This is a genomic window from Sphingomonas xinjiangensis, from assembly GCF_014199255.1.
GTDB classification, from domain to species: Bacteria; Pseudomonadota; Alphaproteobacteria; order Sphingomonadales; family Sphingomonadaceae; genus Sphingomonas; species Sphingomonas xinjiangensis.
Genome location: NZ_JACIJF010000037.1, coordinates 1 through 13496 on the forward strand (window position 1 = coordinate 1; position 13496 = coordinate 13496).

The 13496-nt window shown below is 61.5% G+C and carries 14 protein-coding genes; 7 read left to right on the plus strand and 7 right to left on the minus strand.

Going from position 1 to position 13496, the window contains the following annotated elements:
* Window positions 1-228 precede the first annotated feature (228 nt).
* The 4 genes from FHT02_RS20585 to FHT02_RS20600 all read left to right on the plus strand — a co-directional run bounded on the left by FHT02_RS20585 (window position 229) and on the right by FHT02_RS20600 (window position 4461).
* The gene (locus FHT02_RS20585) at window positions 229-369 is read left to right on the plus strand and encodes a hypothetical protein (protein ID WP_184091997.1); all 141 of its coding nucleotides are present in this window, start codon (window positions 229-231) and stop codon (window positions 367-369) included.
* 194 nt (window positions 370-563) lie between these two features.
* Window positions 564-1400 carry a chromate resistance protein ChrB domain-containing protein gene (locus tag FHT02_RS20590; RefSeq protein WP_184091999.1) on the plus strand — a complete coding sequence of 279 codons (837 nt, stop codon included), beginning with the start codon at window positions 564-566 and terminating at the stop codon, window positions 1398-1400.
* Window positions 1397-2794: a chromate efflux transporter gene (gene chrA, locus FHT02_RS20595; RefSeq protein ID WP_184092001.1), complete on the plus strand. Its 1398-nt coding sequence runs from the start codon at window positions 1397-1399 to the stop codon at window positions 2792-2794. Before FHT02_RS20590 ends, chrA begins: the two co-directional genes overlap by 4 nt.
* Window positions 2795-4179: 1385 nt before the next feature.
* Window positions 4180-4461, plus strand: coding sequence for a cupin domain-containing protein (locus FHT02_RS20600; RefSeq protein ID WP_246352605.1), 282 nt, complete (start codon window positions 4180-4182; stop codon window positions 4459-4461).
* Between the two features lie 369 nt (window positions 4462-4830).
* Here FHT02_RS20600 and FHT02_RS20605 read toward each other — a convergent pair whose 3' ends face one another.
* The gene (locus FHT02_RS20605) at window positions 4831-5802 is read right to left on the minus strand and encodes a DUF3618 domain-containing protein (protein ID WP_184092003.1); all 972 of its coding nucleotides are present in this window, start codon (window positions 5800-5802) and stop codon (window positions 4831-4833) included.
* On the minus strand, window positions 5802-6197 hold the full coding sequence (locus FHT02_RS20610) for a phage holin family protein (protein WP_184092005.1): 396 nt from the start codon (window positions 6195-6197) through the stop codon (window positions 5802-5804). Before FHT02_RS20610 ends, FHT02_RS20605 begins: the two co-directional genes overlap by 1 nt.
* Between FHT02_RS20610 and FHT02_RS20615 the strand changes: the two genes are divergently transcribed.
* Window positions 6190-6750 carry a hypothetical protein gene (locus FHT02_RS20615; protein WP_184092007.1) on the plus strand — a complete coding sequence of 187 codons (561 nt, stop codon included), beginning with the start codon at window positions 6190-6192 and terminating at the stop codon, window positions 6748-6750. The two genes, FHT02_RS20610 and FHT02_RS20615, sit on opposite strands and share 8 nt — an antisense overlap.
* Before the next feature lie 6 nt (window positions 6751-6756).
* On the opposite strand, the gene FHT02_RS20620 is transcribed toward FHT02_RS20615, so the two are convergent.
* The 5 genes from FHT02_RS20620 to FHT02_RS20640 all read right to left on the minus strand — a co-directional run bounded on the left by FHT02_RS20620 (window position 6757) and on the right by FHT02_RS20640 (window position 10486).
* Entirely contained in the window at window positions 6757-7107 is a 351-nt protein-coding gene (locus tag FHT02_RS20620) for a hypothetical protein (protein WP_184092009.1), read from the minus strand.
* A complete protein-coding gene (locus FHT02_RS20625) occupies window positions 7104-8483 on the minus strand; it encodes a mechanosensitive ion channel (RefSeq protein WP_184092011.1) in 1380 nt (459 codons plus the stop codon). Before FHT02_RS20625 ends, FHT02_RS20620 begins: the two co-directional genes overlap by 4 nt.
* 78 nt (window positions 8484-8561) lie before the next feature.
* Window positions 8562-9425, minus strand: coding sequence for a YsnF/AvaK domain-containing protein (locus tag FHT02_RS20630; RefSeq protein WP_184092013.1), 864 nt, complete (start codon window positions 9423-9425; stop codon window positions 8562-8564).
* Between the two features lie 30 nt (window positions 9426-9455).
* Complete coding sequence (locus FHT02_RS20635) at window positions 9456-10100, minus strand: OmpA family protein (RefSeq protein WP_184092015.1); 645 nt, start codon at window positions 10098-10100, stop codon at window positions 9456-9458.
* The gene (locus FHT02_RS20640; protein WP_184092017.1) at window positions 10100-10486 is read right to left on the minus strand and encodes a YsnF/AvaK domain-containing protein; all 387 of its coding nucleotides are present in this window, start codon (window positions 10484-10486) and stop codon (window positions 10100-10102) included. The genes FHT02_RS20635 and FHT02_RS20640 overlap by 1 nt, the downstream gene beginning before the upstream one ends.
* A gap of 172 nt (window positions 10487-10658) precedes the next feature.
* On the opposite strand from FHT02_RS20640, the gene FHT02_RS20645 reads away from it, so the two are divergent.
* Both FHT02_RS20645 and FHT02_RS20650 read left to right on the plus strand, forming a co-directional pair.
* Window positions 10659-12128, plus strand: coding sequence for a PAS domain S-box protein (locus FHT02_RS20645; protein ID WP_184092019.1), 1470 nt, complete (start codon window positions 10659-10661; stop codon window positions 12126-12128).
* A gap of 111 nt (window positions 12129-12239) precedes the next feature.
* Window positions 12240-13298, plus strand: coding sequence for a fatty acid desaturase (locus tag FHT02_RS20650; RefSeq protein WP_184092021.1), 1059 nt, complete (start codon window positions 12240-12242; stop codon window positions 13296-13298).
* The last annotated feature ends 198 nt before the right edge of the window (window positions 13299-13496 follow it).

A 13496-nucleotide genomic window follows, 5' to 3' on the forward strand; every position in this document is an offset into this window, starting at 1 on the left:
CGAGGTCAGGTTCGACCCCGATCCAGGCATCGTACGTGAAGGGGCTGCCATTCCATCTGCTTTCGAAACGCAGCCGCCGCGATACACCATCTTTGAGGAAGGCACGATCCAGACCCGGCGCTTGCGCGTGTGAACGCTAGCAGTCCGGCAGCAAGAGCATGCAGCAGGTCGCGGCGCGTGCCCCATGTGCGTGCTCGTGCGTTCCCACAAGGAAGCAAAGGAACGACCATGAATCCTACAAGCATTCCGGGCAACGAGCCTGACTCCGGCGATATGTCCACGGAACCAGTCTTCGGAACGCCCGACGATGGCCTGGCGGAGCATGGCCTGCCCGACAATGAGGCCGACGAGTTGGGTAACTTCGCCTAGCTCAAACGCCACGGTGGCGGGTCATGGGTGGAAACCGGCCTGTCTCCTTCGCATTAGAATGGGGGAAAGCTGACGACCTCCACGCGATTGACAAGCAGGGCGCAGCATGGCTGATTGCGGATATGGGGACTGCGATTTCCCCACGAGGCGTCAGCTGAAGAATCGCGTCCAGCTCACTACGCCAAGGACGCGTCATGCCCGCTCACAATGCAATCACTCCCGATAAGCTCGCGCGCCTGATAGCGCTGCCCGGATCGCCCCGGATTATCGACCTTCGGGACGCGCCAACCGAAGCGATCCCGGGCTCGCAAGCTCCCGCCTGCAAGGACCCGATCCATTGGCGCCAGGACCCCAGTAGCTCGGTCGTCGTTGTCGACGGCGATGGGCGCGGCCCGGCGGTGTCGGCGGCGGCGATCCTGCGCAGCGACGGCATCCCGGCCGAAACACTTGAAGGCGGGTTCGCCGCCTGGGCGAGCGCGGGGCTACCCACGGTATCCTTCGCCCATTTGCCCGCACGGCACGAAGACGGCCGGACATGGTGGGTGACGCGATCGCGTCCCAAGGTAGATCGGATCGCCTGCCCTTGGCTGATCCGCCGCTTCGTCGATCCCGCCGCACGCTTCCTCTTCGTGGCGCCCGCCGAGGTGCTGACCGTCGCCACGCAGCAGCTGGCAGAGCCGTTCGACCTTGCCGATGATCGCGTATTCTGGAGCCATCGCGGCGACCTGTGCACCTTCGACCTGATGGTCGAGGCGTTTGGCCTTGGCGCCCATGCGCCGCTGGTGCGGCTCGCCGCCATCGTGCGCGGCGCCGACACCGACCGTCTCGACCTCGTACCTGAAGCCGCCGGCCTGCTCGCCATTTCGCTCGGCCTCTCGCGCACCCACAGCGACGACCATGCCCAGGTCGAAGCCGGCATGGCGGTATACGACGCGCTTTATCGCTGGTGCCGCGACGCACAGGGCGAAAAGCATGACTGGTCCTCGCACCAGCCCGCGCGCGGCTCAGCGCACAAGGGGGTGTCGGCATGACCGCGGCTACCATGGACGTCGCACCGCCTGCCCCGCCGCAACCGGTCACCCTGCGCCAGGCATTCTGGGTGTGGCTGCGCATCGCGATGCTGTCGTTTGGCGGACCGGCCGGGCAAATAGCGGTGATGCACCGCATCCTGGTCGACGAGAAACGGTGGATCGGGGAGCAGCGTTTCCTCCACGCGCTCAACTATTGCATGCTGTTGCCGGGGCCCGAGGCGCAACAGCTCGCCACCTATATCGGATGGCTGATGCACCGAACGAAGGGCGGCATCGTCGCCGGCGTGCTTTTCATCCTGCCCGGCGCCGTCGCGGTCATGGCACTGAGCTGGGTTTATGTACTTTACGGGCGGGTCGGCATCGTCTCGGCCTTGTTCTTCGGCCTCAAGGCCGCGGTGCTCGCGGTGGTGCTCCAGGCGGTGGTGCGGATCGGCGGGCGGGCGCTGAAGACCGCACCGGCGCGGCTGCTCGCCACTGCCGCGTTCGTCCTGATCTTCTTCTTTGGCGCGCCGTTTCCACTGATCGTGCTCGGCGCCAGCCTGATCGGCTGGTGGTCGGGCAAGCAGGGCCATGCCGCGTTTCGCGGCGGTGGCCACGGCGCGTCGAAGAGCGCGACCGTCGCCGACGCCGATACGCTGCTGGGCGAGGACTTGCCGGCGCACGCGCGGCCGACCTGGCGCGAGACCGTCCAGACCGCGCTGATCTGGCTGGCCTTGTGGCTGATCCCAGTCGCGGCGCTGCTGATCGCGCTGGGCCCGGATGACGTGTTCAGCCGCATCGCGACCTTCTTCTCGACCATGGCGATGGTGACATTTGGCGGCGCCTATGCCGTGCTTGCCTATGTCGCGCAGCAGGCAGTGGAGAATTATGGCTGGCTGAGCCCGGCCGAGATGCTCGACGGCCTAGGCATGGCCGAGACGACGCCGGGACCGCTGATCATGGTGCTCCAGTTCGTCGGCTTCCTGGGCGCATATCGTGAGGCCGGCGCCCTGTCCCCGCTGCTGGCGGGAACGCTTGGCGGGCTGCTCGCGACCTGGGTGACGTTCGTGCCCTGCTTCCTGTGGATCTTCCTCGGAGCGCCCTTCATCGAGCGGCTACGCGGGAACGCTGCGGTCGCGGGCGCCCTCTCGGCGATCACGGCCGCAGTCGTCGGCGTCGTGCTCAACCTGGCGGTGTGGTTCGCGCTCCACACGCTGTTCCGCCAGACGGCGATGCTCAGCCTCGGACCCATCCGCTTCGACGCGCCGGTGCTCGGCAGCGTGGATCCCTGGGCGACGCTGCTTGCCGGGGCCGCGATCGTCGCGGTGTTCACCCTGCGAGCCAACGTCATCGCGACGCTGCTCGGCACCTCCGCCGCCGGCATCGTGCTCCACTTCCTCGGAGTGCTCGGATGACCCTCGCCGGAGTTGTTTAAACGGCAGCTTCCCAGCATCCGATCAAGCCTGTGCGGATGGCAACTACTGGGGCGTCAGCGGACGAGCGGCTTCTCGCTCCAGGAGCGGACCGGCTGCTGTCGGACGGGTTGGCGGTAGCCGGATCCCAAGCCAATCGCCGTAAACAATCAGCAATGGGCCAACACGCCGTCTGGCACCGTACGTGCGGCAGCGGAGCGCCAGTAGCTGCCGTTTAGGGCTGCCTGCGCGCTTCCCAAAAGCTGCCGTAGGTTCATGTTTGAACACCGGCCGCCAAAGGACGACTTTTGGGTGGATAGCCGTCCGGCCGCTTTTGGCACTCAGAGGGCGCAGTAGCTGCCGTTCCCGAAAAGGGGCGCTGGCTTGCAGAAACCGAAGCTGGTCGCCTGCGTGACAGGCGCGGCAGCTTTCCCGTTATGCTTTTTTAACCGGGAAAGGCTTTTACCTCAACCTATAACCCGTCGCTGTCTTCTGAAAGGCGATCTGGCTGAAACTGTGGCCGCGGCCGCCCCGCTCCAGTTCCACGATATAGCCCTGCGGGATTGAGTAACCGCAGGTCAGCCGTACGAATGGCCAATCTTCCTCACCCGGTCCTACCCCGTCGGAGACGTGGAATGGACCATCCGCGTCAGCCAAAGCGGCTGGTAGGATGCTCCTGATCCCAGCCGGTAAATCTGTTAAACGCGTAGCAGTCAGACCACTTGTGCCTCTACAAGGCGGTGACTGAGGCACGGAGGGCGCCGTTTGAGCGCCGACGAGCAGTGAGGCGTATAAGAGCATCTGCATCTCCTTTCAGAAGGTGGTCTGGCATAAGCCTCGCTTTTGAACCTCGGCTGGCCAACGAAACTACGTCCAAACGGGCGAACCACAGCTCGTCAGCAGCAGAGCCAAACATACGCGACGTATCAGCTAAGTGCGCTCCGCAACCAGCGTTAGACTGCCACATGAACAAGGGTCCGCTCTCGGGTGAGGTCCCGCTACCGTGACGACCTAATTGGGGCGCAACCGGACGGGCCGCTTCTCGAGCCAGGAGCGGACCGGTGGCTTTCGGACCGGCTGTCGGTAGCCGAATCCCAAGCCAGTCGCCGTGAAACAATCAGCAATGGGCGAACACGCCGTCTGGTACGGTACGTGCGGCAGCTGAGCGCCATTTGTTGCCGTACGGACCGGTTCCCGCGACTCCCGATAGCTGCGGTCCGTTCATGCTCAAGCCGCCAGCGCCGACGGGCTGATTGAACCTATTCATAGCTGCCGTTGTTAGTCATGCCTCATGAAGATCTATTTGGCGGCCTAACTTCAGGCATCTCTGGCCGTTCCCGTTGCCAGAGCTTACCGCGGAGAGAGTGCATCACCACAGGAGAAGACGAATGGCTGTGTTCAATAAGGACATGATCGAGCTTGCGACTAAAAATAAGAACTTCCAGAAGGAAGTTTACTATGATGAGAACTGTCAAGTCGTGCTCATGAGCATCGAGCCTGGCGAGGACATCGGCGAGGAAACGCACGATGCAGACCAGACTACGTTCTTTGTCGCTGGCGAAGGGCAAGCCCTTGTTGATGGTAGCCGTACTAAGGTGACGCCAACCACATGGTTATTATTCCGAAGGGCGCGAAGCATAACATCATCAACAAGGGCGATGAACCCTTGAAGCTCTTCACTGTGTACACCCCGCCCGCCGAGGAAGAGGGTATCAACCACAAGACCAAGGCAGAAGCCGAGGCAGCTGAGGAAGTGTAAGAGAGAATTTGCTGGCGGCACACAGCGCCGCCAGCGCCACCAGGAAGGCTATTCGTCTGTAGCTACCGGTTAGCTGATTTCTCGGTCTCCAGCATAACTCGTGCCGGAGCACCGTTGAGCTCTGCCGGGACGCCCGAACTCGAAGCCCCCTGAACCATCGGCTTGGCCGACTGAGTTGCCGGGGGCACCCGGTTTTGCATCGACCAGATGAAGAGGGCTGCGATGCCGGCAGATACGCCAAGTATCAGCGCCAGAATCAAGATGCTGACCGGACGGGGTCTCATGTTTCTGTTTGCGTGGGGTGAAGCGGGCGAGTTGGCGCTTCACCCTTCACGGCAACCTTACCAGCTTCAAGCGCGTCCGCGGCCACCTGCTTGACGCTTCCAACAAGCTCGCCACTCTTCAGCGCTGCGAATGCTTCTCCAATCGGCCGGTCAGGTGTCAGACCTTCCCGAGTTACGCTGTTGAGAGCCGTGTCGAGCGCTTGATTCACCACTCGGCCGCTCTTGTCGGCAAGGTCCTGCGCCACATCTCGACCAGTTGCCTTGAGCTTGCCAGCGGCAGTGCCAAGCGTCCGCTCTTCCAGCTCCGTGGTCCGCAGTAAGGAGCCGGCGATTAGTCCCCCAACGGCCGCTAAGGCCCCGAGAGCTAGCGGGTTAGACTTCAGTGACGTGTTTCTCGGCACTGAATAGTGCTGTCCATTGCCGCTGAAGTGCTTTCTCGCGTCGCTGATCGTTCCGGTCGCACCTGCCTTCGCGTCGTGAGCGGCCTCTCGGACGGACTGTCGGGCTGAAGCAAGTGCCTTCCTGATCCGCTCGCTGTATGATGAGGACGGCTCGTCAAGACCACGCTCGATCCCGAGAACATGACCGCGGGCCTCATGCAGCCGGTCGTTGAAGGCTTCGTCATGCTCGTCATCGAAGCGCCGCACTCTGCTCTCGGCGAACTGAAGGCGGGTAAACAACTCGTTTGCCGGCTCCAACCCAGCGTCTTCCGAGTGCCGTCGCGGCATCATCAGCCATGCAAAACCAGCACAGACGAGCGCCACTGCCGCGGGGTTGGCCTTGGCCCGAGCGATGAGGTTGTCGGTGAACGTTGCGCCGTCAGTACCCGCGACGTGCGAGAAGGCGTCGTTTACGATTTGGGCAGGCGACATTTTGTCCTGCAGCGCGTCTAGTCGCTGGTCCATTCGCGCGCGGGTGCGCTCCAGATCATGTTCGATCTGATCAGTTTCGGAGAGTTCGACAGCCATCAGATATGCTCCTTCACGATGTGAGCGTCATGCTGAACGTTGGCGATGGTGCGCTCGGGCTTGATGTTCTTGAGCGACAGCTTGGCGATGGCTGAGCGTGCGATTAGCCCACCAACCAGTACGATGACGAGACCGACGATCAGCAGAGCCGCCCAGGTTGGAATCCACTTGGCCAGCAATGCCGCGCCGCCTTCGAGGAGCACGACCAGACCGGCAAACGCAACCAAGGCACCTCCAACCGCAGCAATCGCCGCTGTCACAAGCACGTGAATTTTCTGATCGAATTCGGCACGAGCTAAGGCGAGCTCACCTCGCACGAGATCCTGCACATCGCCGGCAAGCCCACTGGCGATCTCACCGATGGTGTGGGGGGAACGCGGATCAGTGTTGGCCATGGCCGACCTCCGGCATCACGGGGAGATCATCCCGATTAAGATCGGCGGCGACGATTTTGCCGACGCGCGCGACTGCAAAGCCAGCGGCAAGCGAGGCGCCGATGAAAAGGGCGGGTTTACGTCGAGCGAAGAGTTGAACCTGCCGCAGCAGCTCACCAACGTCCGCGTCGCGCAGAGAGTTCGCCAGCGACCCTACTTCAGCGCCACCTCGTGCGATCGCATCGGCGATCCAGTCTTGCTTGCCGGCAAACTCCCGGCTGCTTCTATTCAGACTTTCGGCGAACTCATCGATCCGGTCAGCAAGGCCGGCCTTGCGCTCGACAGCCGAGCTAGAAATCCGGTCCTTGACTCGGCCAGCAAAGCTCGTTCCGGATTGGGTTGTGCTCGCACCAGTGCTGAGAGCATCTTGGGCACCCACTATCGGTGGCTCAGAAGCGGCGCTGACAAAGCCCGTGCTAGATGGGGCGAAGTGCTGCACCTGCTCGCCTTCACTGTCGACCTTTATATCGCTCATGATGTTTACTCCTGCACAACTCGAATAGACAGCGGCTAACGTGCCTTACTTGCCGCGAATGGCGTCCGCTTGCTGGTCGAGTGCGTCAGACCTACGCTCCGCCTGTTCGCGAACTTCCTTTGCCTGACGCTCGAGTGCATCTGCTTTCTGGTCCGCAGCCGCCTCGATTTCATCAGCACGATGCTCAGTAGCGTCAGCCTGAGCCTCAACAGCTTTGGCCTGATCTCGAGCTTCACGATCTCGGATCTCGCCGAGCCGTTCTTGCGGTCCGTCGTGCATCAGGCCGCCATCCACGTTCATCGCGGCATCAGCCTTCTCGCCTGCCTTTTCCCGCTCGCCGTCACACGCGGCGAGAAGAGTAATAGCGGTCAGGACAAACGCTGCATTCGCCCTCACGCCTGAGGCTCCTGAGGCGCAGAGCTGGTGCTAGTGCCGGTCGGGCGAACGATGGTGCTGGCTTGCGGCGTTGGCTTGTCTGAGCCATCATTCGAGCCGGCGAGACGTTGAACAATGCGAGCCGCCGCATCACGACCGCCCAGACCAAAAGCGAGAGCGAAGGCAACTGCAATGGCGCCAAGCGTCAGACCAAAAGCAAGGTTGATGATGTCATCAGCCAAGCCCATGAAACGCAGGCCGATGGCGGTTCCCAAGACGATGATAGCTACCTGCACTATCTTCGCCGTGAGCTCGCCGTTTGCCCCGCCACTAGCTCGAATGACACTGGCTACCAGCTTTGCGATTGCAACCGCTGCGGCAATAATGACCGCGCCAAAGATCACCGATCCCAACAAGGTGAGGATCTCGGCCATCATCCGCGAGCCGTAGGTGAAGTTCAGCTGCCGGAAGGCTTCCATCAAGCCAAAGATCATGATTGCCGCGAACACGGCACCGCCGAGCAATTTGGATGGCACAAGTGCAGGTGTGCTGGCGATATCACCTGAGGCCGACGTGTCGTCGGACTGAGGCTTTGCTGCGGGGAACAAGCCCATTGCAGCGACTGTGCGATCAAAGCCGGTGCTGCTGAGGAACTGGGTGAGAAGCTGCGAGGCGAAGCGCCCGATCACGAACGCTAGAGCCAGGATGATGGCGGCCGCAATCACATGCGGGATGCTGTCGAGGATGATGCGCAACATGGCTGTTGCAGGATCCGAAATCGCGCGGATGTTCAGCTGGTCGAGCGCGGCAATGGCGACAGGGATGATGATGAGGGCGAAGACAATTCCGCCGACCATACGCGGCAGCGTCGTCGGATCTGCCTTAGCGAGGCCTGCGCGCTCCGCGATCTGCTCTGTTCGCGCTGCAGTGAGTACAGCCTCGATGGCCTTTTTCGCGACACTCGCGACGATATAGCCGACAAAGAAGATCAGCACCGCGCCAATGATGTTCGGAATCCCCGCACCAAAGCCGTTGAGCATCCGCCCGATCGGGCTGGTAGCAGCGGCCAGGCCTAGTGGCTGGGCTGCAAGCACCAAGGCAATTAGGATGACGATCCAGAATGCTGCGTCGCCGACCTGGGCGCCGACGCTCTTCGGGTGGCGTCCCGCAGTCTCCGGCACACCTGCGTGGCGGTGCGCATGGCGCGCGAGCGGAGTGCTGTTCACCAGGCTGGCGACACCCCACTTCACTGCCTTGGCGATCAGGTAGCCAATCAGGAGAATGACCGCGGCGGCAAGGAGGCGAGGCCCCCACTCCTGAACGTAGAACATGGCGGTTTCGCCGAAATTGCGTGTGCCGGCGGCAAGTCCGTCGACGCTTACATAGTCCGGCTCCATCGCCGTGCTCCCTGTTTTCGCTTGGTGTTATGGCGCCCGAGAGCCTGCGCAGGGTCTCCCCTGCGCAGGCCGTTCAGCTTAGTAGTCCCGCGGCTTGGGAGCCGAAGCGGAGCCGGTGGTCGTGTCGATGTCGCTGTCGCGGTCGATCTCGACGTCGGTCCGGCGAACGGTGTCGTCGATGGTCTCGACATGCTCTTCAGCGGTTTTGGAGACGACCACTTCCTCGACAACGCGGGCGTTCTTGCCAACCACTGCTTCCTCGCCCGTAGCCGTCATGTCGATGCTCCGCTCACGGAACGCGTCACCCTCAGCCGCGGAGAGTGGCAGATCGACGGCGCGACGCTCAACGTTGACACGCTCGTTGCGCAAGCGGACCTGCTCGTGCACCGGCGTTTCAGAGACATACGACCGCACGCGAACGCCGCCACGGCTGACATCGCGCTTTCCGACGACCAAGTTCTCTTCAACGATCGGGATCACCTCTTCACGCTCGCTGCCGAGCGTGTCACGATCCGAACCACCGCCAAGCGCGCCGAGTGCAGTTGCACCGCCTGCCGCACCGACAGTGCCTGCGCCTGCATAGTCCCAGCCCGAGGAGCGCCACTGGTTAGAGCGATCATCGATGTCGACTGAGTTGGCCTCTTCGAGCACCCGAACGGCTTCGTCGATGCAGTCATCGTCTACGTCTGCGGTCAGCAATGTGCCGCCTCGGCGTACGCCTTCCTCATAGGTGTGACGATCCTCGTCAGGCGCAAAGGCGTTCTTGACGGAGTCCCAGAAGCCGCGATCCTCATGATCGGAATAGCCGCTCTCGCGGTAGCCGGTGCTCGACTTGTCATGAAGATGGACATGATCCGCATCGACGCGGGCACTCTTGAGGCGTTCCTTGGCCGCTTCAGCGTCGGCGCGGTTATCGAACAATGCTGTGATGGTAGTCGCCATGGGTATTCTCCTAACAAGCTTGGGGAGGGATTATCGCGCCGTCACCACGAGTTCGGTGCGGCGGTTCTCGAAGCGACCATCGTCGGTCGCATTAGTGTCGACGGGATCGTTTTCGCCGCCAGACACCGTTTCGATGCGGTTTGCGTCGACGCCCTTGGCGGCAAGAGCGGCCTTCACGCTTTCAGCGCGAGCTTTGCCCAGTGCTGCATTGGCAGCATCGGCACCGCGTGCGTCGGCATAGCCAGCGATCCGGATGCGAGTGGTTGGGTACTGCGTCAACGTGGTTGCAACCTCGTTCACCTCAGCCGCGTCCTCCGATCGGATTTCGCTCTTGGCTGTGTCGAAGTTCAGCTTTTCGAACGTGAACGTACGCGGAGTGGGCTCGGCGCCTGCAAGGTAGCCGCCAAGGCCCGACGTTCCGACCAGTGCGGTGGCCGTGTTTGCATTGGGAGTGGTGGCGACCACCTCCGCCGGCGGCGTCGCTTCTGCAGCCGTCGTGTTGTCGACGGGCGCGACAGCGGCGGCATCGTCCCGATCGCAACGGCTAAGCGCGAGCAGCAGAGCAAGAATACCAAGCGCGAGAAGAAGCCAGGGCAGCCAGTTAAACCCCTTCTTCTTTTCGATGTGAATATGGCTTGGGGCGCCGTCGCGATAGTCGCCGTTGGGTGACACCATTATTTCTGCTCCTTTTGTTCAAGATCTTCACGCTCGACGTCAACGCGGGTGCGGCGGAGCGTCGTGGGCAGTTCAACCGGCTCATGGTCCACGGTGCGGCGCAGATGCAGCTCCTCAACCAAGAAGAGGCGTTTCTCGATCACGAGGCGCTCTTCGAGCACCGGAATGATGGTGAGATCGCCCTCAGTGCGAATGTCGGGAGTTTTCGAGACCTCCTCATCCTTGGGCACACGCGTGATTTCCACATGCTCCCTGCGCACAGCGTCGCGCACCAGAACCTGTTCTTCCTCCGTAGACGTGCGCACGCTCACACGCTCAGTTTCCACTGAACGCTTGATGACGGTCGCTTCCTCTTTTACGATGGGTATGCGCAAGTCGTCGGACATGGCGGGCCTTGTGGTTAAGCGGCCTGAACCGTCCTACCGAGCTCATGTTCCGATTTGAGACATATCGGCTTAACTGCCGGATAGTATAAACCTACTACTACTACTGCCTTGTTGCGGGTGAGACAGCTCTTCTCTCCGGGAACAATCCTGCATGCCTCAGCGCTAGATGCCCATGACTCACCCGCTCCCGCGCGTTCTGGCTGGCAACACCCTTCTTCATCTCGAGCAGCTAATCAGCGGACTGCCTTCCGGGGTGATCCTCGTGGATCTCAGCGGCGCCTTCCTCTGGGCCAATTACGCGGCCCTCGCCATGCACGGCGTTGATCGCCTCGAAGATTTGGGCAGCACCGCGGACGAATATGCCACTCGATTTGCTTTGAGCTTGCGCAATGGCCACCGCCTTGCGAGCCGTGAATATCCTGTGATGCGGGTCCTGGCTGGCGAGAACATCCCGGATCTGATCGTGGAGGTTGCCGCGAGCGGTGCAGCCGAGCCTAAATGGACGCACCACATCAGAGACGTACTCCTCACCGGAGACGATGAAGATCCAGACTGCCTCGCTCTCGTCATCCAAGACGTTTCCGAGCAGTTCGAGGCAGAGGAGCGGTTCGAAGCCATGTTCCAGGCCAACCCGGCCCCTGCCCTGATCCTGCGCCTTGCGGACCAGCGCTTCACGCGGGTGAATAGCGGTTTCCTAGAGATGACTGGCTATGCGCGAACAGCCATTGTCGGGCGCAGCCTCTACGATCTGGATATCTTGAACGGTGCGCAGATGCTCGAGGTGGCAAAAGAACGCCTGGCTGCTGGCAAGACCATCCCGCAAATGGAAGCGGAACTTCCGCTGCCCAACGGTCACACCGGGCTGGTTGTAGTCGCAGGGCAGCCCATCGAAATTGGCGATGACAAGTGCATGCTCTTCACCTTCACCGACTTGGAGCCACGCCGGCGGGCTGAGAACTCTTTGCGGGACAGCGAGGCGCATTTCTCAACGCTGTTCCAGATGGCCCCTGTTGCAATGGCGCTTACCTCTCCTGACGGGCACCGCCTGATAGAAGGAAACGAGGCGTTCTGGAGGTTAACTGGCTACAGTGCCGCCGGCTTTGTCGGACGTGCGGCCGGCGATCCAGAGCTTTGGGCTGACGTTCACGAGCGAAACACCGTCGAGCAGGAGATTGAGCGTGCGGGGGGCATTCGCAACCGAGACGTTCAATTGTTAGACGCCAAGAACCACCCGCTGGACTGCCTCCTCTCAGCCGAGCGGATGGTTCTGCGGGGCGAGCAGTGCACTCTGTGGCTCTTCCAGGATATTTCCGCCCGCAGAAGCAGCGAGCTTGAACTGGTCGCAGCGATCGAAGCGGTCATGAAGGACGCGAGCTGGTTCAGCCGCACAATCATGGACAAGCTCGCGAGCTTGAAAAACCCGCATCAAGGCGAGGCGCGCAAGCAATCCGTCGAGCTGACCACTCGCGAACGTCAGGTTCTAGCGTTGATCTGCGAAGGGTTGGATGACAAGGCGATTGCCGGACGCTTGGCCCTTTCAGGCAACACAGTGCGCAATCACGTTGCCGGTATCTACGCAAAAATCGGAGTCAACCGCCGAGCAGCTGCTGTGGCTTGGGCAAGGGACCGCGGACTTTCCTAACGTCCTGCGCAGTTGGGCAAGGCGACAGTTTGTGCCGATTATATCTCGGTATGCGGCACGACGACATCGACTTCGTGCGAAAGCCACGTCGAGGACAGGTTTCAACAAACTATGACAAACAGTGCAGCTACGTTTGGCAACGTCGGGGAAATCACTGCGGCCGCGCCTACTGACCTCCGGGGAATCGCACGTCATCTCGCCACCTATCGGCAGCCTAGCAACGCGCGCGCGCTCTTCGAACTGGTGATTAGCGCCGCACCTCTGGCGATACTCTGGCTCCTGATGTGGCTTTCCCTGCACGTTCATTATGCCGCCACACTCCTTCTGGCGCTTCCCGCAGCGGGCTTTCTCCTCCGCCTGTTTTTGATCCAGCATGACTGCGGACACGGCGCATTCTTCAAAGGTCGGCGCGCGAACGACTGGCTGGGCCGGTGCATTGGCGTGCTGACGCTGAGCCCCTACAATCTGTGGCGTCGTGGGCATGCAGAACATCACGCCAGCACAGGAAACCTGGACCGCCGCGGCATAGGCGACGTCGACACTCTAACTGTCTCCGAGTTCGAAGGGCTCAGCTCCTGGAGACGACTACGCTACCGCCTCTACCGCAGCCCTCTGGTAATGTTCGGGCTCGGCCCCGCATGGCTATTTTTCTTACGTTATCGGCTTCCACTTGGTCACATGCGCGAGGGTTGGCGGCCATGGGCCAGTGCTATGGGAACGAATTGCGCGATCGCATTGGTTTCAACCTTTCTAGTTATGGCGGTTGGGTTACGTGCTTTTCTGCTAATCCAGCTACCAATAACCCTATTCGCCGCGTCCGCCGGCGTTTGGCTGTTTTACATCCAGCATCAATTCGAGAGAACGCATTGGAGAAGGGGAAAGGACTGGGGCTTCCATGAGGCCGCACTGCTCGGAAGCTCGTACTATGTACTGCCTCGCGTGCTGCGCTGGTTTACCGCGAACATCGGCATGCACCACGTTCACCATCTCTGCAGCAACATTCCCTTCTACCGACTCTCAGCGGCGCTCGACGCGCGACCCGAACTTGCAGACATCAACCGCCTGACCATTCGCGAAAGTCTGAGATCGATAAGGCTGGTTCTTTGGGATGAAGGATCCTGTCGCTTGATATCCTTTCGCGAGGCGCACCTGAATAGCGCCGTGCCGTGATGAGGAGAGCGCGCTTACGCTCGTTGGTTCGGAACGTGCGGGCTCCAGAGCCGGAGCTCTGGAGCCGTACCGTCGGCTTCAACTTGCCAGCGAAAGCATATAGATACCAACCTGCATTGATCAGAACCGACATGCCCACTGGCGCCGGCCGATGGTCATGATGCGCCAAGGCTGATCGACGAGCCTGTTCCAAGCCTC

Bases quoted from the DNA above. Each gene is read 5' to 3' on its own strand.
- FHT02_RS20585 (WP_184091997.1), top strand. From the start codon at position 229: ATGAATCCTACAAGCATTCCGGGCAACGAGCCTGACTCCGGCGATATG.
- FHT02_RS20590 (WP_184091999.1), top strand. From the start codon at position 564: ATGCCCGCTCACAATGCAATCACTCCCGATAAGCTCGCGCGCCTGATA.
- chrA (WP_184092001.1), top strand. From the start codon at position 1,397: ATGACCGCGGCTACCATGGACGTCGCACCGCCTGCCCCGCCGCAACCG.
- FHT02_RS20600 (WP_246352605.1), top strand. From the start codon at position 4,180: ATGGCTGTGTTCAATAAGGACATGATCGAGCTTGCGACTAAAAATAAG.
- FHT02_RS20605 (WP_184092003.1), bottom strand. From the start codon at position 5,802: ATGGCTGTCGAACTCTCCGAAACTGATCAGATCGAACATGATCTGGAG.
- FHT02_RS20610 (WP_184092005.1), bottom strand. From the start codon at position 6,197: ATGGCCAACACTGATCCGCGTTCCCCCCACACCATCGGTGAGATCGCC.
- FHT02_RS20625 (WP_184092011.1), bottom strand. From the start codon at position 8,483: ATGGAGCCGGACTATGTAAGCGTCGACGGACTTGCCGCCGGCACACGC.
- FHT02_RS20630 (WP_184092013.1), bottom strand. From the start codon at position 9,425: ATGGCGACTACCATCACAGCATTGTTCGATAACCGCGCCGACGCTGAA.
- FHT02_RS20635 (WP_184092015.1), bottom strand. From the start codon at position 10,100: ATGGTGTCACCCAACGGCGACTATCGCGACGGCGCCCCAAGCCATATT.
- FHT02_RS20640 (WP_184092017.1), bottom strand. From the start codon at position 10,486: ATGTCCGACGACTTGCGCATACCCATCGTAAAAGAGGAAGCGACCGTC.
- FHT02_RS20645 (WP_184092019.1), top strand. From the start codon at position 10,659: ATGACTCACCCGCTCCCGCGCGTTCTGGCTGGCAACACCCTTCTTCAT.
- FHT02_RS20650 (WP_184092021.1), top strand. From the start codon at position 12,240: ATGACAAACAGTGCAGCTACGTTTGGCAACGTCGGGGAAATCACTGCG.